At 71.6% G+C, this 17,192-nt stretch carries 14 protein-coding genes and 1 pseudogene; 8 read left to right on the top strand and 7 right to left on the bottom strand.

Translation table 11 applies throughout. The annotated features are described in order from the left end of the window. The 4 genes and pseudogenes from ABZY11_RS23110 to ABZY11_RS23125 form a co-directional block, all read left to right on the top strand. Positions 1–257, top strand: a pseudogene (locus ABZY11_RS23110) (hypothetical protein); the annotation flags it as partial. Then, positions 254–925 (top strand): response regulator transcription factor, encoded by a 672-nt coding sequence (locus ABZY11_RS23115; protein WP_356480965.1) that lies wholly within the window; start codon positions 254–256, stop codon positions 923–925. The pseudogene ABZY11_RS23110 and the gene ABZY11_RS23115, both read left to right, overlap by 4 nt. 64 nt (positions 926–989) lie before the next feature. Next, entirely contained in the window at positions 990–2,441 is a 1,452-nt protein-coding gene (locus ABZY11_RS23120) for a penicillin-binding transpeptidase domain-containing protein (protein WP_356480966.1), read from the top strand. A 176-nt stretch (positions 2,442–2,617) separates the two neighbouring features. Beyond that, positions 2,618–3,850, top strand: coding sequence for an MFS transporter (locus tag ABZY11_RS23125; protein ID WP_356480995.1), 1,233 nt, complete (start codon positions 2,618–2,620; stop codon positions 3,848–3,850). Here the strand turns inward: ABZY11_RS23125 and ABZY11_RS23130 are convergent. Together ABZY11_RS23130 and ABZY11_RS23135 are read right to left on the bottom strand one after the other, a co-directional pair. Then, entirely contained in the window at positions 3,833–5,011 is a 1,179-nt protein-coding gene (locus tag ABZY11_RS23130) for a hypothetical protein (RefSeq protein ID WP_356480967.1), read from the bottom strand. The genes ABZY11_RS23125 and ABZY11_RS23130 overlap by 18 nt on opposite strands. Further along, on the bottom strand, positions 5,008–5,967 hold the full coding sequence (locus ABZY11_RS23135) for a 5-dehydro-4-deoxyglucarate dehydratase (RefSeq protein WP_356480968.1): 960 nt from the start codon (positions 5,965–5,967) through the stop codon (positions 5,008–5,010). Before ABZY11_RS23135 ends, ABZY11_RS23130 begins: the two co-directional genes overlap by 4 nt. 352 nt (positions 5,968–6,319) lie before the next feature. Between ABZY11_RS23135 and ABZY11_RS23140 the strand changes: the two genes are divergently transcribed. The 3 genes from ABZY11_RS23140 (at position 6,320) to ABZY11_RS23150 (ending at position 8,729) form a co-directional block, all read left to right on the top strand. Beyond that, positions 6,320–7,129, top strand: a complete 810-nt coding sequence (locus ABZY11_RS23140; protein ID WP_356480969.1) for an NAD(P)-dependent oxidoreductase — start codon at positions 6,320–6,322, stop codon at positions 7,127–7,129. A gap of 65 nt (positions 7,130–7,194) precedes the next feature. Then, positions 7,195–7,413 (top strand): hypothetical protein, encoded by a 219-nt coding sequence (locus ABZY11_RS23145; RefSeq protein ID WP_356480970.1) that lies wholly within the window; start codon positions 7,195–7,197, stop codon positions 7,411–7,413. A gap of 104 nt (positions 7,414–7,517) precedes the next feature. Continuing rightward, a complete protein-coding gene (locus tag ABZY11_RS23150) occupies positions 7,518–8,729 on the top strand; it encodes a TerD family protein (RefSeq protein ID WP_356480971.1) in 1,212 nt (403 codons plus the stop codon). An 83-nt stretch (positions 8,730–8,812) separates the two neighbouring features. Here ABZY11_RS23150 and ABZY11_RS23155 read toward each other — a convergent pair whose 3' ends face one another. The 4 genes from ABZY11_RS23155 to ABZY11_RS23170 all read right to left on the bottom strand — a co-directional run bounded on the left by ABZY11_RS23155 (position 8,813) and on the right by ABZY11_RS23170 (position 14,325). Then, a complete protein-coding gene (locus tag ABZY11_RS23155) occupies positions 8,813–9,043 on the bottom strand; it encodes a hypothetical protein (protein WP_037711258.1) in 231 nt (76 codons plus the stop codon). Positions 9,044–9,121: 78 nt separating this feature from the next. Further along, entirely contained in the window at positions 9,122–10,702 is a 1,581-nt protein-coding gene (locus ABZY11_RS23160; protein WP_356480972.1) for a TROVE domain-containing protein, read from the bottom strand. A 497-nt stretch (positions 10,703–11,199) separates the two neighbouring features. After that, positions 11,200–12,669, bottom strand: coding sequence for an alkaline phosphatase PhoX (locus ABZY11_RS23165; RefSeq protein WP_356480973.1), 1,470 nt, complete (start codon positions 12,667–12,669; stop codon positions 11,200–11,202). A gap of 192 nt (positions 12,670–12,861) precedes the next feature. Beyond that, positions 12,862–14,325 (bottom strand): hypothetical protein, encoded by a 1,464-nt coding sequence (locus ABZY11_RS23170; protein ID WP_356480996.1) that lies wholly within the window; start codon positions 14,323–14,325, stop codon positions 12,862–12,864. Positions 14,326–14,561: 236 nt separating this feature from the next. On the opposite strand from ABZY11_RS23170, the gene ABZY11_RS23175 reads away from it, so the two are divergent. Further along, positions 14,562–16,421, top strand: a complete 1,860-nt coding sequence (locus tag ABZY11_RS23175; protein ID WP_356480974.1) for an endonuclease/exonuclease/phosphatase family protein — start codon at positions 14,562–14,564, stop codon at positions 16,419–16,421. A gap of 8 nt (positions 16,422–16,429) precedes the next feature. Here the strand turns inward: ABZY11_RS23175 and ABZY11_RS23180 are convergent, their stop codons facing one another. Then, positions 16,430–17,143, bottom strand: coding sequence for an antibiotic biosynthesis monooxygenase (locus ABZY11_RS23180; RefSeq protein WP_356480975.1), 714 nt, complete (start codon positions 17,141–17,143; stop codon positions 16,430–16,432). Between the last annotated feature and the right edge of the window lie 49 nt (positions 17,144–17,192).

A 17,192-nucleotide genomic window follows, 5' to 3' on the forward strand; every position in this document is an offset into this window, starting at 1 on the left:
CCCTGGACAGTCCGCTGCCGGAGCGGGCCGCGGTGGTGCGGCCCGGCGGCGGCCGCGGGCTGCGCGGCATCGCGGAACGGGCCGTACTGCTGGGCGGCCGCACGGAGGCAGGACCGCACGGCGACGGCGTGTGGCGGCTGACCGCCCGCCTCCCCCTGCGTACGACCGAAGGTCTGTGTACGGGCGCACGTCTGCGTTGGACCGAACGTCTGCGTACGGCCGAACGTCTGCGTACGACCGAAGAGGAGAGCCGATGAGCGCGACGGTCCGGGTGGTCATCGCCGACGACGAGCGCATGGTGCGTACGGCGCTGCGCGTCATCCTGGACGCCGAACCCGGTCTGGAGGTCGTCGGCGAGGCGGCGACCGGCGCGGAGGCGGTGTCCGTGGTGCGGGAACTGCGCCCCGATGTGGTGCTGATGGACGTACGGATGCCGGAGATCGACGGCATCCGGGCCACCGAGCAGATCCTCGGCACGCTCGACGCTCCCCCGCGGATCGTCGTCGTCACCACCTTCGAGAACGACTCCTACGTGTACGACGCGCTGGTCGCCGGAGCGGCCGGCTTTCTGCTCAAGCGGGTGGCGGCCGAGGATCTCGTGCGGGCGGTGCGGCTGGTGGCCCGCAGCGACACGTTGCTGTTCCCGTCGGCGGTCCGGGCGCTCGCGGCCGAGTACCGGAAGCGGGCGCCCGAACCGCCGCGGTGGGCGTCCCGGCTCACCGACCGGGAGGCGGAGGTGCTGCGGCTGATGGCGGCGGGGCTGACCAACGCGGAGATCGCCGGGCGGCTCTCCGTGGGGCCCGCGACGGCGAAGACGCATGTGGCGGCGGTGCTCGCGAAGACCGGCGCGCGGGACCGCACCCAGGCCGTGATAGCGGCGTACGAGTCGGGTTTCATCGCCCCCGGGCGCCCCGGCCCGCCATGAGAAACCGGTGAGAATCGCCGTATTCGGGAACAGCGTGCGGCGCCCCGCTCGTCCCTCGGGCGGGATGAACAGAACGATCAGGCACGCTTCGGTCTTCTGCCTGCTGCTGGTTCTCGCCCTGCTGGGGCGGGCGACCTGGGTGCAGGCGTACCAGGCCAAGGCGCTCGCAGACGACGACCGCAACCGGCGGAACACCATCGCGCAGTACGCGCAGCCGCTCGGGGACATCATCGTGGCCGGAAACCCGGTCACCGGATCGAAGAGGACGGTGGACAGCGACCTCGCGTACAAACGCAGCTACACACACGGCGAGCTCTACTCGGCCGTCACCGGCTACAGCTCGCAGGCGTACGGCGCCACCCAGCTAGAAGGGATCTACAGCCATGTGCTGGACGGCACCGACGACCGGCTGAAGAAGCCGGTGGACGCGGTGACGCGCAAGCAGGCGGCGCCGGGCAATGTCCTCACCACCATCGACCCGGGCGTGCAGAAGGCCGCGTACGAGGCGCTCGGCGACGACAAGGGGGCGGCGGTCGCGATCGACCCGAAGACCGGCCGGATCCTGGGCATGGTCTCCACCCCCTCGTACGACCCGTCGTCGATCAGCGGGACGGCGGACGGCGAAGCCTGGCAGAAGCTGCTCGACGACGAGAACAAGCCGATGGTCAACCGCGCGCTGCGGCAGCCGCTGGCGCCCGGTTCCACGTTCAAGCTGGTGGTGGCGGCCGCGGCACTGGAGGACGGGCTGTACGGCTCGGTCGACGAGCGCACCGCCAGCCCCAATCCGTACACGCTGCCCGGCACCAGCACCGTCCTGCGGAACGAGAACGCCTCGGCGCCCTGCGAGAACGCGACGCTGCGCACCGCGCTCCAGTACTCCTGCAACAACGTCTTCGCGAAGGCCGCCGCCGACCTCGGCCAGGACAAGGTCCGGGCGATGGCGGAGAAGTTCGGCTTCAACGCCGACAAGCTCGATGTGCCGGTGCGGGCGTCCAAGAGCGTCTACCCGTCCGGCATGGACAAGCCGCAGACGGCGCTCACGGGCATCGGCCAGTTCGAGGTCACCGCGACGCCGTTGCAGATGGCCATGGTCTCGGCCACCCTCGCCAACGGCGGCGAACTGGCCGCGCCGCACATGGTGTCCGCGGTGACCGACTCCAAGGGCAGCACGCTCCAGGAGTTCGCGGACGGGGACACCGAGCGGGTCGTCTCGCAGTCCACGGCGGAGCAGCTGCGCAGCGCCATGGTGACCGTCGTCGAACAGGGCACCGGCACCAACGCCCGGATCGCCGGGGCCGAGGTGGGCGGAAAGACGGGTACCGCGCAGAACGGCGTGGGCAACAGCAAGACCCCCTACGCCTGGTTCACCTCGTACGCGAAGGACGCCTCCAGTGGCAAGGAGGTCGCGGTCGCCGTGGTCGTCGAGGACTCGGGCGCGGCACGCTCGGAGGTCAGCGGCAACGGTCTGGCGGCGCCGATCGCCCAGAAGATGATGAAGGCGGCACTGGCGGACTGAGGAACCGGGAAGACGTCGCGGACGTACGGCAGGTGCCCTACGCCCGGCGGGGGACGACGGCCCCCGCCGGGCACGGAACCAGGCATCCTCCCGATGCCGCCGGGCCCCCTCGGTCAGCAGCCTGGACCCATGACGAAGGCGCTGGCCGGGAGGGTGTGGTGGGTGTTGTGGGTGCGGTGACGGGGTCGGCGACGGTACGGGTGCTGCGGGACCGTACGGCCGGGCTGTTTCTGACCGCGGTGGTGGTATCGGGTTTCGGAACCTCCGCGATGTGGCTCGCGGCCGGGGTCTGGGTCAAGTCGCTTACCGGGTCGGACAGTCTGGCGGCGCTCGCCGTGTTCGCCATGTGGCTGCCGGTGCTGGCCGGGCCGGCGCTCGGGACGATCGCCGACCGGATCGAGGGGAGGAAGCTTCTCGTCGGGTCGAATCTCGTCATGGCGGGGCTGCTCGCCTCGCTGACGACGGTTGATTCGGCGGGCCGGATCTGGATCCTCTTCGCCGTGCTCGTCCTGTACGGAGCGAGTTCCGTGCTGATGGGCGCGGCCGAGTCGGCGCTGGTCGCCGGGGCCGTCGACGCCCGGCTGCTCGGTGACTTCAACGGGCTGCGGATGGTGGCGGGCGAGGGCATGAAGCTGCTGGCACCGCTGGCCGGTGCCGGGCTGTACGCGCGGTTCGGGGGCGGGGCCGTGGCGCTGCTGGACGCGGCGTCGTTCGCGCTGGCGGCCGGGGTCTGCGCGCTGCTGCCGGCCGCGGAGCCGGCCGAGGCGCCCCGGACCGGCCGGCGGGGCGAACTCACCGCGGGCGTACGGCAGGTGTGGGGTTCGCCGGTGCTGCGGCCACTGGTGCTCGCGGGCTCGGTGACGATGCTGTGCGCGGGGCTCAACGGGGCCGCGGTCTACGCCGTCGTCGACAAGGGCCTGGGGCACGCCCCCACGTACGCGGGGGTGCTGTACGCGGTGCAGGGCGCCGGTTCCGTCGTGGTCGGAGTGCTGGCCGGTCCGCTGCTGCGGCGGCTCGGGGAGCGGGTGTTCGCCGCGGCCGGGATCGCGCTGTTCGCGGTGGCGGTGGGGGCGCGGGCGCTGCCGTACGACGCGGTGGCGCTGGCGGCGAGCGCGGCGGTCGGGATCGGGCTGCCGTGTGTGCTGATCGCCGCGATGACGGCGGTGCAGCGGGACACCCCGGAGTCCGTGCTGGGTCGCACCGCCGCGACCGCCAACACGCTGATGATGGTGCCGAACGCGGTGGCGCTGGCGCTCGGCGCGGGCCTGATCGCACTGGTGGACATCCGGGTGCTGCTGCCGCTGGTCGGTGCGGCGACGCTGCTGACCGCGGCCCTGTTGGTGACGGGCCGGCGGGGGAGGCTGACGGACGCCCCCACCGGCCCGGCTCCTTCATCGGCGGAGGCGTGAAAGCGCTCCGGCGACGGCCTGGAGGTCCGGGTCGGAGGCCAGCCCGGCGTGGTACAGGCGCAGTTGGTCCGCGCCGAGCGAGGCGGCGTGCGCGGCGTCCCGCCCCAGCGTGGCGGGGCTGCCGCCCATCCCCGTGACCACGGAGAAGTTGGCGGCGAGCACCCCGTCGCGGCCGGCGAACGGGCCGAGCACGGCCTCGCGTGCCGCGCCGCCGCCGGTGCAGGGCAGCACCACACCGTCCGCCACGGACAGGATGTGCTCCGGGTCGACGCCGACGTTCGCACCGGTGCGGTGGGGCGCGGGGTCGGCGTGCAGCAGCACCTGGAACCCCGGCTCCGCCGCCGCCCGCACGGCGGCGACCGCGGACTCCTGGAGCGTACGGGCGACCTTGCCGCGCCACCGGAGGGTGGCGGCGGCGAGGTCGGCGCCGAGGAGCTTCTCGATGCCCGCCCGGCCGGTCTCCGCGGAGCCGGAGCCGGCCCAGACCGGTTCCAGCGCACCGCGTACGGCCGTGGCCAGCCCGTCGGAGTCCAGGCCGTGTTCGGCATAGCCGGTCCGGCAGTCGGGGCAGAAGCAGAGCGACATCAGGTACTGCGCGGCGTCGCCCAGCCCGATGCCCGCGATCTTGTCGTGGGCGTGCAGATGCGCGAAGCCGTACCAGCCGCAGGACTCCAGCTCGGTGCCGCGCGCACCGGCGCGCACCGCCGCCTCCGCCGCCAGGGTGGTCAGGTACGCGCGGACCGCGGGCCGGGCGATGCACGGCGCCCAGGGGTAGCGGTCGCCGTACGCGTTGACCACACAGATGTCCGGATGTTCGGCGCCCAGCCGGGAGTTGTGGGCCAGGACCACCCAGGTGTGGACCTCCAGCCCGGCGGCGGTGAGGGCCTCGGCGGCCTCGGCGAGCGGATCGTCCGAGGCCACCCAGGACTGCTGGTGGGGACGCAGTTCGCGCCCCGCCCACCGGGCGGCGTCCGGCGGGTAGAGCACCGCGGCGTGCTCGGCGGTGACGATGCGGCGGCCGGGGTGACGCGGGGTCAGCGCCCGGGTGGAGTGGTAGGCGGCGGCGAGCGTCACCTGCTGGACTCCCAGGTCCGCGACGCGGCCGGCCGCGTCCGGGTCGCCGATGACGTCCCAGGGGTAGAGGAAGGCCGAGGTCTTCACCCGCGCCGCTCCTGCCCGTACTTCTCCAGCAGGGCCCGGCCGCGCGCGACGATCGCGGCGAGCTCCTCGATGTGGGCGGCGGGCGGCTCGGTGAGCGGGGTGCGGACCGTGCCGACGTCCAGGCCGCCCAGCCGGACTCCTGCCTTGACGAGCGAGACTGCGTAGCCGCGGCCCTTGGCGCGCAGTTCGACGAGCGGCCGGTAGAAGTGGTCGAGCAGCGCGCCCGTCAGTTCGTCGTCGCCGGAGTCCAGCGCCCGGTAGAAGGCGAGCGCGATGTCGGGCGCGAAGGCGAAGACGGCGGAGGAGTAGAGCGTGATGCCGATGCCCCGGTAGGCCGGGCCGGTGAGTTCGGCGGTGGGCAGTCCGTTGAAGTACAGGAAGTCCCGGCCCGGCAGTTCGGTGCGGACGGCGCTGACGATGCGCTGCATCAGGTCGAGGTCGCCGTAGCCGTCCTTGAGGCCGATGATGCCGGGCGTCCCGGCCAGCGCGACGACGGTGCCGGGGGTGAAGACGGCGTTGTCCCGCTGGTAGACGATCGTCTCCAGCGAAGTGGCCGCGGCGAGCGCGGCGTAGTGGCCCAGCAGCCCTTCCTGGTCGGCGACGACGAGATACGGGGGCATGGCGAGGAGCCCGTCCGCGCCCGCTTCCTCGGCGAGCTTCGCGTACTGGATCGCGAGCGCCGTGCCGTATCCGGCCCCCGCGACGACGGGCACCTCTCCGGCGGTCTCCTCGACTGCCGCGGCGACGACGCTGCGGAACTCCTCCGGCGTGAGCGCGTGGAACTCACCGGTGCCGCAGCAGGCGAAGACCGCCGCCGCACCGGCGTCGATGCCGGTGCGCACATGCGCGCGGAAGGCATCGAGGTCGACGGTGCCGTCCGGTCCGTACGCGGTGACGGGGAAGAAGAGCGGCCCGGCGACACGTCCGAGTCGGGCGGCAAGAGGGGCTGAGGTCACTGGCGCTCCCTGAGCGAGTTCAGGCGTGCACAATTATGATCTGCGTCCATATTCATGAACACCTTCACGCTAAGGCAGCCTCCCGGCGCAGGTCAAGGAGGGAAATGGCGGAGGCGACCGATGCCGAGCGCGGAGCAACTGATGCCGAGTGCGGAGCAAGCGGCTCCGTGCGCGCGACACCCGACCCCCGTCCGCACGCTTGACTCGGTACGCCAGGGCTTCTTAGCTTGTCCATGCATATGAATGCCATCCATGGATTTGACGTCCCGCGGGCAGGTGTCGCAAGTACCGCAGGGGCCGAGCCGCGCGCCCAGGCCGCGCGTGCGCACCTACGTACCGAGGAGATCCGCGTATGCCCGCTCCCCGCACCGTCCTGCTCACCGGCGCCGCCGGCGGCCTCGGCACCCTGATGCGCGGACTGCTGCCCGCGTACGGCTACGAGCTCCGCCTCTTCGACGCCGTCCCCGTCGAGGGCGAGCCGGACGCGATCACCGCCGACCTCGGCGACCGGGAGGCGCTGCGCGAGGCCGTGCGGGGTGTCGACGCGATCATCCACCTCGCGGGCATCTCCCTGGAAGCCTCTTTCGACAAGATCCTCAAGGCGAACATCGAGGGCACGTACAACCTCTACGAGGCCGCGCGCGAGGAGGGCGTGGGCCGCATCGTGTTCGCCTCCTCCAACCATGTCGTCGGCTACACCCCCCGCCCGCTGCCCGGCGACCCGCTGATCCCCGTCGGCGCCCCGCGCCGCCCCGACACCTTCTACGGCCTGTCCAAGTCGTTCGGCGAGGACCTCGCACAGCTGTACTGGGACCGGCACGGCGTGGAGACCGTCTCGGTGCGCATCGGCTCCTGCTTCCCCGAGCCGACATCGGTACGGATGCTCTCGGTCTGGATGAGCCCCGAGGACGGCGCCCGGCTCTTCCACGCGGCGCTCACCGCGAAGGACGTGCGGCACACCGTCGTGCACGGCTCGTCCGACAACACCCGGCTGTGGTGGGACCTGACGACGGCCCGCGCACTGGGGTACGAGCCGAGGGACGACTCCGAGCCGTACGCGGCCCGGCTCATCGCCGAACAGGGCGAACTGGACCCGGACAACCCCGACCACGCCCACCTCGGCGGTCACTTCTGCACCAATCCGCCGATCTGGCCGCGCTGACAACAGCTCGGGCCCACAGAAATCCGCGCGACAGGGCGCCCGTGCGACGGGCAGGATGCGGAGCCATGCCGAGACCTTCCGGATTCCTGTACGAGCAGCACGGCGACGCGAGCGTCACCATCACCCACCACGGCCGTCCCGCCGGCACTCTGCGCGGCGGCCGGGCGGAGAAGTTCCTGGCCGAGGTGGAGTCGGGCGACGCGCAACTGGTGATGGCCCGCTGGACGGGGGCGTACAAGCACGGCAACGAGCGCACCGCGCGCAACCACCCGCGCAACCGCTGACGGGGCGAGCGGGCAAACAGGCGGGCGGACGAGCGGGCGCCCGTACGGCCGAAGCTCGCCAAAGGTAAGGGAACGGCAAAGCGAGGTCGTTCGTTACCCCGAGCATGACCGCTATGACCCCCGGCTCGAACATCCCTCTCTCCGCCGCCCGCGTGGCAGTGGACGTCTCCGCACCCGTGCGGCTCGACGTTTCGGGCCTGCTGCTCACCGCCGACGGCAAGGTGCGCTCCGACGACGACTTCATCTTCTACAACCAGCCCAACGGCCCCGGCGTGACCTACCGCTCCGGCGGCGGCACCGCGCCGGACGCGATCGTGGTGGACACCACCGCGGTCCCGCCCGGCATCGAGAAGATCGTCGTCACGGCGAGCCCGGACGCGGCGGGCCAGACCTTCCAGGGCATCGAGCCCACCGCGACCGTGCGCAACGCCGACGACGGCAGCGCGCTCGCCACGTTCACCCCGCCCCGGCTGGGCGCCGAGACGGCACTCGTGGTCATCGAGGTCTATCTCCGCAACGGCGCCTGGAAGGCCCGCGCGGTCGGCCAGGGCTATGCGAACGGGCTGGCCGGCATCGCCACGGACTTCGGCGTCTCGGTCGAGGAGGAGCCCGCCGCCCCGCCGGCACCCGCACCCGTGGCGCCCCCGATGCCCGCCGCCGCCCCGGTGGACCCCCGCATCGCCGCGCCGCCGGCCCCCGCCGCCCCGCCGGCTCCGCCCGCTGCCGCGCCCGGCACCGGCAAGATCAACCTCGACAAGGGACGGGTCAGCCTCCAGAAGAACCAGACGGTCTCCCTGGTCAAGGGCGGCCGGCCGCTGCTCTCCCAGGTCAAGATGGGCCTCGGCTGGGAGCCCGCGTTCCGGGGCAAGGACATCGACCTCGATGCCTCCGTGATCGCCTACGGCCCCAACCGGAACCACCTGGACAGCTGCTACTTCGGCAAGCTCTCCATCCTGAACGGCGCGATCAAGCACTCCGGCGACAACCTCACGGGCGAGGGCGCGGGTGACGACGAGGTGATCCTCGTGGACCTGGGCCGGATCCCGGCGGAGGCGACCGGTCTGGTCTTCACGGTCAACTCGTTCACCGGCCAGAAGTTCACCGAGGTCGCCAAGGCCTACTGCCGGCTGGTCGACGCGGCCACCGGCGAGGAGCTGGTCCGCTTCGACCTGACCGGCGCCGAGCCGCAGACCGGCGTGATGATGGCCAAGCTGATCAAGCAGTTCTCCGGTGAGTGGGAGATGACGGCCATGGGCGACTTCGTGAAGTCGCGGACCGTCCGCGGCATGGTGAAGCCCGCCGCCCAGGCGCTGTAACGCGGCAGGGATTCCGGAAACGGTTCGGGGGGCATCCGCGGATGCGGATGCCCCCCGAGACCCGGGTCGTGGCCGGCGCGCTCTCAGAGCTTGGTCAGCTTGGAGTACGGGCTCAGGATCCTTCCCTGCCGCCCGGAGAAGTCGATGAGCACCGCGTCGTTGTCGCCCTCGACCGCGAGCACGCGGCCGAGTCCGAACTGGTCGTGCGACACCCTGTCGCCCACATCGAACAATTCGACCGGTGGGGCCGCCTGGGCCGGGCGGTTGAAGGGACTGGAAGGCAGGTGGCGCCGGGAACCGGCTGACTGTTTCATTACGTTGAGTATGCGCCCTGGAAACGCCCGACGCCATGCCCGTTCACCGCCGGGGGCGCACTGATACCGGATTCGTGATCAGCGGATCCAGGGCCAGTCCGCGTCCCGGCCCGCTTCCAGCAGCGGCACCATGCGGAACGCCGCGTCCGAAAGACCCCCGAAGGTGTGGCGCATCCCGTCTCCCGAGGGGGCGTGTCCGACCTGGTACCCGGCCAGGTTCCAGGTGTAGACGGGCACGGTGGCAGGCACCGCCGCGGTGGCGTCCGCGGCGTACGAGAACGACGCCTGCTCGTCGGTGACGATCATTACCCGGTCATGCCTCCGGTAGTGGCGGCGCACCGCCTCCGCGGTGTTGGTGCCGCCGAGGTTGCCGAACCGCTCCAGGACCTTCAGCACGGACTCGCTCCGGCGGTATGTCACCGGTGCACTGTTCGTACCGAATTGCACCAGATCGGCGTCGGCCGCCCGGAGCGCCAGCGCCGTGCCGAAGATCGCGGCGGCGTCGGCCCGGTTGAGCTGCGAGCGGTCCGAGAGCCGCGACCACATCGAGCCCGAGCGGTCGACCAGGACCAGCGTCCGGCCCGGCAGGGCGGGCACATTGACCAGCGAGTGGCCGAGCGCCTTCTCCAGCGGGTGGGCCCAGCGCAGCGAGGGCGCGTGCTGATAGGCGGCGAGGTAGCGGAACGGGAACTGCTGGGACGCGGCGACCGCGGCCGGGTCGCAGATCTTCGCGGCGACCCGCGCGGCGACCTCGTCCGAGACGCCCGCCTCATCGAAGTTGCGCAGATTGCGCAGCAGGGCCATCGCACCCATCGACGGAATCACCGCTTCCCAGGCCGCGGCGTCCATCGGCCCCTGCAGCCAGCCCGCCAGGGCCTCCCAGGTCATGCCCGCGGCGGCCAGCCGGTCCGCCCCGTCGGCGCTCTCGACCACGGCCCGCCGCTCCTCGGCCGGCAGCTCCATCAGCGCGCGGTGGGCGGTGAGAACGCGGTCGGAGGCCGGCACCACGGCCGTCTCCGGGTGGTGGCGGCGGTCGAGTGCGTACCGGAACAGCTCGCCCTGCCACGGCTTCTCGGGATCGGGCGAGGCATGCACCAGGTTCAGGATGTCGCCGAAGCGGTAGCCCTTGGACGCGGTGTCGTACTTCAGCAGCGACTTGCCGTTGTAGAGGCGGCGCACGGCGTCGGCGATGCCGCGCTTGACCGGCTTGGGCACGGCGCGGCCGTAGCGCGAGGTCCAGTACCCGAGGAGCTCCCCGGGCTCGTCGGCGCGCAGCAGGACGGAGTCGACGACCTGGCGGTTGGTGGGGCCGTCCTCGGCGCCCGCGTCCAGCCGCGCCTTCACGTACTCGGCGGCGCCGACGATCGAGGCGGTACGCATCCGGCCGTCGCGGCGCAGCCAGTGGAGCAGGCCGGCGGTCCATTCGGGGTCGCCGACGGCGAGTACCCGCACCAGCTCGGCGAAGCGCTCGTCGCGCTGCTCGCCGTCCTCGTAGAAGGTCTGCTGCGATACGAAATTGGCGACCGCGAGCAGAAAGAGCTCGGAGCGGTTGTCGCGCAGATGTCCCCGGCCGCCCTGGTGGGTCGGCGCGGTGCGCCCGGTCGACTTCACGGGCGAGGTGACACGGGGCCTGGTCATGCGGATGTTGAAGCGTGCCATGTGAATTCCCCCGAATTCATTGGGAGAAGGCACAGCGGAAAGGGTGCCCGAGATCAGGAGTCGGCGACGGGCATCACTGATGCTCTACCGATTTGAGCTACCGGCCGTGGCCGGACGGGACTCGAACCCGCAACCGTCTGTTCAATGGAAGTATCCGTCGCCTGCGCACCGGGCACCCCCCGGCGTCTGTGCCTCCCGAGATCAGAGTCGGCAGCGGCGGTTTCATGACAGGAAGTAGCCGCGGCCTGCGCACCGGGAGGTGCAATGCTGGTGTTGCTGATGAAGTTGTGGTGCCCAGAGATCAGGGTCGGCGGAACCGACGAAGGCGCTCTACCGGCTGAGCTACACCGGATCGGAATCCGGCGGCGGGACTCGAACCCGCGACATCCCCATTATCATTGGAAGTAGGTCCTGCCTGCGCACCTGGGCACAGACAGGACTCTAGGGGGATGTCCGGGCGGCGCGCGAGGGAATTACGCGCGCCGGGTGACCGGATGTCAGTCGCGGTTCGGCTGGCGCTTCCACGGCCCGGTGATGGCGAGCATGATGCCCGGTGTCTGGATGTTGGCGTACAGCGTCCGGCCGTCGGGCGAGAACGTGACACCGGTGAACTCGCTGTACTCCGGCTCCGCTTCGCTGCCGATGTTCAGCTCGTTGCGCGCGATGGGGTAGGTGCGGCCGTTCTCGGTCGCGCCGAAGAGGTGCTGGATGCCGTTGCCGTCCTCGGCGATGACCAGGCCGCCGTACGGCGAGACGGTGATGTTGTCCGGGCCGTCGAAGGCACCGTCCTTCGACGGGTCGGCGTTCACACCGAGGAGCACCTTCAACGTCAGCGTGCGGCGCTTGGGGTCGTAGAACCAGACCTGGCCGTCATGCTGGACGGGGCTCTCGGAGCGGGCGAACGAGGAGACGATGTAGGCGCCGCCGTCGCCCCACCACATGCCTTCGAGCTTGCGGGCGCGGGTGACCTCGCCGGCGGCGAACTGCTTGCGCACCGAGACGGTCCTGGCGTCACGGTCGGGTACGTCGACCCAGTCCACGCCGTACACCGTGCCGATCTTCGTGGCGCGGGACAGGTCGTCGACGAACTTGCCGTTGCTGTCGAAGCACTTGGTGGCCTGGAGGACACCGGCGTCGTCGGCGAGCGTGCGGAGCTTGCCGCGGCCGTGCCGGAAGCCGTGCGGCGGAACCCAGCGGTAGAGCAATCCGTTGGGACCCGAGGCGTCCTCGGTCAGGTAGGCGTGACCGCGCTTGGGGTCGATGACGACGGCCTCGTGGGCGTACCGGCCGAACGCCTTGATCGGGCGCGGGTCGCGGTTGGCGCGCTTGTCGTACGGGTCGACCTCGAAGACGTAGCCGTGGTCCTTGAGCAGGCCGTTCTTGCCGGCCTTGTCCTCGGTCTCCTCGCAGGTGAGCCAGGTGCCCCACGGGGAGGCGCCACCGGCGCAGTTGGTGGACGTACCGGCTATGCCGACCCACTCGGCGGTACGGCCGTCGCGACGGGTCTCCACGACGGTGCAGCCACCGGCCGCGACCGGGTCGTAGACGAGGCCCTCGGCGAGCGGCACCGGGTGCTCCCAGCCGGCCCGGGTGCCGCTGAGCTCGTGGTTGTTGACGAGCAGGGTGACGCCGCGCGGGCCTTCGAAGGTGGCGGTGCCGTCGTGGTTGGAGGGGGTGTACTCGCCGGACTCCAGCTTGGTGACACCGCTGTGGGTGATGACCTGGTACGAGAAGCCGGCGGGGAGCGCGAGCAGGCCCTCGGGGTCGGCGATCAGCGGCCCGTAGCCGGGCTCGCGGTCATGGCCGTGTCCGTGGTCGTGACCGTCGTGGCCGTCGTGGCCGTGCTTCGGGTCCCCGGCGGCCAGGGCGCCCGGCGCGGTGGCCAGCGCCGCGACGGTGCCGGTCAGTGCGATGCCGGCACCGGTGAGGGCGGACTGTCGGGTGAATTCCCTGCGCGTGAAGGGCATCACGTACTCCTGGGGCAACTGGGCGGGTTGTTGGCGCGCCCACAGTCGCGCCCTTGTGCCAACACCAGTTGAACTGCGGGCGACGCCGGGGGGCATCCTTCCTGTGCAATTGGCCGGAAGGCATGTCCCGAAGTCGCCGTTGCCCGCGGACCGGACCTCTCGCGCCCGCCCGCTTCGTACCTGGCCGGAGGGTCAGGCCCCCTTGCGCGACCGGGCCTTGAACGCCGCCTTGCGGGCCTCCTTGGCCTTCTTCTTGTCGCTGTGCAGCCGGCCCATCGCTTCGAGGACGTCCGCGGTCGCCGGGTGCGCCACCCGCCACGCCTCGTCGAAGAAGCCGCTGTGCTGGCCCGCCAGTCCCTCGACCAGGCCCTGGAGTTCCTCCAGATCGCCGTCGCTCTCCAACTGGGCCGCGATCGTGTCAATGGCGAGCCAGAAGATCATCGACTCCGGCGGGACGGGTACATCGGACGCGCCCAGCTCCGCGAGCCAGACCCGGGCGAGGCCGCCCAGCTCGCGGTCGTCCAGCACCGCGCGCACCGCGGGCTCCGCCTCCGCGCCGACCAGGGCGAGCGCCTGCTGGCAGTGGAGCCTGCGCAGCGGCGCCTGCCGGTCCGTGCCGCGGGCCGCCGCCAGGAGTTCGGCCGCCGCGCCCTTTGCACCGCCGCGCCGGGCGAGCCACAGCTCGACCTCGCTACGGGCCGCCGCCTCCGGGTAGTACGCGATGCCGCCGAGCAGTGCGTCGGCGCCCTTGTCCGCGAAGTCGCCGATCGCCGGGGCGTCCACCCCGGCCTCCAGCATCCGGGTCCGCAGGCCGTACAGGCCGAGGGGGGTCAGCTTCACCATTCCGTACCGGGTGACGTCCTCGTCGTCGGCCGGCGGGGTGGCGTCCTCGCCCTCCTCGACCAGCAACGCCTCGTCCACCGGGCGGTACTCGACGATCCCGATGGGTTCGAGGACCCGGAACTGGTCGTCGAGGCGCATCATCGCCTCGGACACCTGTTCAAGGATGTCGTCGGTGGGCTCGCCCATGTCGTCGGGGACGATCACCGACGCGGCGAGGGCGGGCAGCGGTACGGGGGCCGGGTCGGTGCCGCCGTGGCCGTCGCCGACGGTGAGCAGATACAGGTTGCCGAGGACCCCGTCGAGGAACTCCGCCTCGACCTCCGGGTCCCAGTCCAGGGATTCGAAGTCGATCGAGCCGTCCTCGCCGACGAGTTCGGCGAGGTCCTCGAAGACGGGCGCGGTGGCGTCGGCGTGGACGGCCTCCAGACCGTCGAGCCAGATCGACAGGACGTCCTTCGGTGACCCACCAGTGATCAGCGCCAGGTTCGCACCGGCCGAGGCGGTGCCCTCCGCGTCCTGTCCGGCATCCTCCTGGGGGTCCTCGACATCGACGAGCCCCGCGTCGACCGCGAGCCGCCACGCCTCGCTCGCCTCCGCCGCGCCGTCCTCGTCGGCCGCCAGGCCGAGGTGCTCGGCCGCCGTGGGCAGTTGTGCGTCGACGAGCTCGCCACCGGCGCCGACCCGGGTCCCGGGGCCCGCCCAGCGGGCGAGCCGGACGGCGCGGGCGAGCAGCGGCGCGGCGAGCGCGTCCCGTGCCAGCTCGGCCTCGGTGCGCAGCCGTACGGGCGGCAGGGTGGGGCGCTCTGCGGACATCAGGTGGTTCTCCTCGGGGTACCAGGCGTACGGATCGGGTGCGCTGGACATACGGATCGGGCGCACCGGGCGCACCGATCGGGGGCCCAAGCGTAGACGCATTTCGCCCCATGCCGCCCGGTTCATACAACGGACAACGGCAGTCCACCCGGCAGACCTTGACAACGGCCTTGCGCACACAAGAGATTGACGCGCGTAGACCTCCACCCCGACCCTCGATACCCACGGAGCCCGTGATGCCTGCCGCATCGTCCAGAACGACCGCCGTCTCCGCCGTAGTCACCGCCGCCCTCGCCGCCGGTCTGCTCACCGGCGCCGCGACCACCTCCGCGTCCGCCTCCGACACGCCCGCCCAGCCCGTGGACGGCCAGGTACGGATCCACGACGTCCAGGGCTCCACCCGGATATCCCCGCTCGTCGGCCGGCAGGTCGGCGAGGTGGCGGGCATCGTCACGGGAGTGCGGACGTACGGCTCGAAGGGCTTCTGGTTCCAGGACCCGAACCCCGACGCCGACCCCGCCACCAGCGAGGGCATCTTCGTCTACACCGGCTCCGCGCCCACCGTCGCGGTCGGCGACGCGGTCACCGTCTCCGGCACGGTCACCGAGTACGTCCCGGGCGGCCTCGACTCGGGCAATCAGTCGCTCACCCAGATCAGCAAGCCCACCGTCGCCGTGGTGTCCTCCGGCAACGCGCTGCCCGAGCCGGTACGGGTCTCGGAGCGCTCGGTCCCCTCCCGGTACACCCCTGAGGGTGACCCCGCAGCGGGTGGCTCCGTCAACGCGCTGCCCCTCGAACCGTCCCGTTACGCCCTCGACTACTACGAGTCGATCGAAGGCATGAACATCAGCGTCGGCACCTCGCGGGTGGTCGGCGCCACCGACGCGCACGCCGAGCTGTGGGTGACGGTGAAGCCGCACGAGAACGACGCCCGCCGCGGCGGCACCGTCTACGGCTCGTACCGCTCCCAGAACACCGGACGGCTGCAGATCCAGTCCCTGGTGCCGCTCGCCCAGCAGCCCTTCCCCAAGGCGGACGTGGGCGATGTGCTGTCCGGTACGACCGAGGGCCCGCTCGACTTCAGCCAGTACGGCGGCTACACGCTGACCGCCCGCACCATGGGCACGGTCACCGGCAACGGCCTGCGGCGGGAGACCACCCGTGCGCAGCGCGGCGGCGAGCTGGCCGTGGCGACGTACAACGTCGAGAACCTCGACCCGACCGACCCGCAGCAGAAGTTCGACGCGCTCGCCGCCGCGGTCGTCGACAACCTCGCCTCGCCCGACATCGTGGCGCTGGAGGAGATCCAGGACAACAACGGCGCGAAGAGCGACGGCACGGTCGCCGCCGATCTGACGGTGAAGAAGTTCACCGACGCGATCGTGGCGGCGGGCGGCCCGGCGTACGAGTGGCGCTCCATCGACCCGCAGGACAAGAAGGACGGCGGCGAGCCCGGCGGCAACATCCGTCAGGTGTTCCTGTTCAACCCGGAGCGGGTCTCGTTCACCGACCGGGCCGGCGGCGACGCGACGACGGCGACCGAGGTCGTACGGGAGCGGGGCCGCGCCGCGCTGACCCTCTCCCCCGGCCGGATCGACCCGGCGAACGCGGCGTGGGAGAACAGCCGCAAGCCGCTGGTCGGGGAGTTCAGCTTCCGCGGCCGTACGGTCTTCGTCGTCGCCAACCACTTCGCCTCCAAGGGCGGCGACGAGTCCATCTTCTCGCAGCACCAGCCGCCCACCCGCTCCTCGGAGGTCCAGCGGCACGCGCAGGGCGAGGCGGTCAACACCTTCGTCAAGAAGCTGCTGGGCGTCCAGAAGAACGCGGACGTCCTGGTCGTCGGCGACATCAACGACTTCGAGTTCTCCGGCACGGCGAAGGCGCTGACGGCCGGGGGCGCGCTGTACCCGGCGATCAAGTCCCTGCCGCGCTCGGAGCGTTACAGCTATGTCTACCAGGGCAACAGCCAGGTCCTCGACCAGATCCTGACCAGCCCCTCGATCGACGACTTCCAGTACGACAGCGTGCACATCAACGCCGAGTTCGCCGATCAGAACAGCGACCACGACCCGCAGGTGCTCCGCTTCCGCCCGTAGCGGCGGCGCTACGCGCCCGCCCCCGGCCGGATGCTGAGGGCGGGCGTGTACCGGTGCACTCCGCCGCCGGTCACCCCCGGGTACGACTGCACCCGCTCCCACTGCGGCGTACGCGACCCGATCCCGGCACCGGGCGCGGCCAGTGCGTCGACATGGGCCGCGGCGCTCTCCCATTCGGCGTAATTGAGCACCCGCGTCCCGTCGGTGCTCACATGGAAGTGCCCGGAGATGCCGCCGGGGGCGGGCGCCGGATCGGTTCCGAGCGCCTCGAACACGGTGTCCACCCAGTCCCGTTGCCGCGCCTTGTCCGGACCCTCGAACTCGACGTCGACGATCACGACGCAGCCCGGCTCCCGTCCGTCGTCGTCCCGCAGCGACACGGAACGGTAGAGCTCAAGGGTGTGCAGTCCGAGCCGCCGGATGCCCGGCACGGCGGCGTCGATCTCCGCGTTGCGCTCGTCCCTGCCGTGCCGGAAGAAGTCCTGGTACGCCTGCTCACCACTCCACTGGCTGTAGTGGAACAGGGTCTTCCCGTCCTCACCGGCATGGACGGTGTACGAAAGAAGTCCCGGATGCGGCCAGTCCCGGCTGTCCCACGCCTCGCGAATGGCCTCGACCGTCCGTCGTCGGCGCTCCGGGGTGCCGACATCCCAGGTGCTCGCCTTGACGAGTCCGACGTCGTTACGGGCAAGATCGGGGCGGGATTGGAATTGCACGCTCATGACGGGTCCTCCTGCACCGGGGCACCCGGGTGGTGCGCCGCTGTCGGCC

Origin of the sequence: Streptomyces sp. NPDC006510, assembly GCF_040611955.1 — a bacterium.
Lineage (GTDB): Bacteria > Actinomycetota > Actinomycetes > Streptomycetales > Streptomycetaceae > Streptomyces.

Bases quoted from the DNA above. Each gene is read 5' to 3' on its own strand.
- ABZY11_RS23140 (WP_356480969.1), top strand. From the start codon at position 6,320: ATGCCCGCTCCCCGCACCGTCCTGCTCACCGGCGCCGCCGGCGGCCTC.
- ABZY11_RS23145 (WP_356480970.1), top strand. From the start codon at position 7,195: ATGCCGAGACCTTCCGGATTCCTGTACGAGCAGCACGGCGACGCGAGC.
- ABZY11_RS23120 (WP_356480966.1), top strand. From the start codon at position 990: ATGAACAGAACGATCAGGCACGCTTCGGTCTTCTGCCTGCTGCTGGTT.
- ABZY11_RS23115 (WP_356480965.1), top strand. From the start codon at position 254: ATGAGCGCGACGGTCCGGGTGGTCATCGCCGACGACGAGCGCATGGTG.
- ABZY11_RS23165 (WP_356480973.1), bottom strand. From the start codon at position 12,669: ATGCCCTTCACGCGCAGGGAATTCACCCGACAGTCCGCCCTCACCGGT.
- ABZY11_RS23180 (WP_356480975.1), bottom strand. From the start codon at position 17,143: ATGAGCGTGCAATTCCAATCCCGCCCCGATCTTGCCCGTAACGACGTC.
- ABZY11_RS23160 (WP_356480972.1), bottom strand. From the start codon at position 10,702: ATGGCACGCTTCAACATCCGCATGACCAGGCCCCGTGTCACCTCGCCC.
- ABZY11_RS23170 (WP_356480996.1), bottom strand. From the start codon at position 14,325: ATGTCCGCAGAGCGCCCCACCCTGCCGCCCGTACGGCTGCGCACCGAG.
- ABZY11_RS23175 (WP_356480974.1), top strand. From the start codon at position 14,562: ATGCCTGCCGCATCGTCCAGAACGACCGCCGTCTCCGCCGTAGTCACC.
- ABZY11_RS23150 (WP_356480971.1), top strand. From the start codon at position 7,518: ATGACCGCTATGACCCCCGGCTCGAACATCCCTCTCTCCGCCGCCCGC.
- ABZY11_RS23155 (WP_037711258.1), bottom strand. From the start codon at position 9,043: ATGAAACAGTCAGCCGGTTCCCGGCGCCACCTGCCTTCCAGTCCCTTC.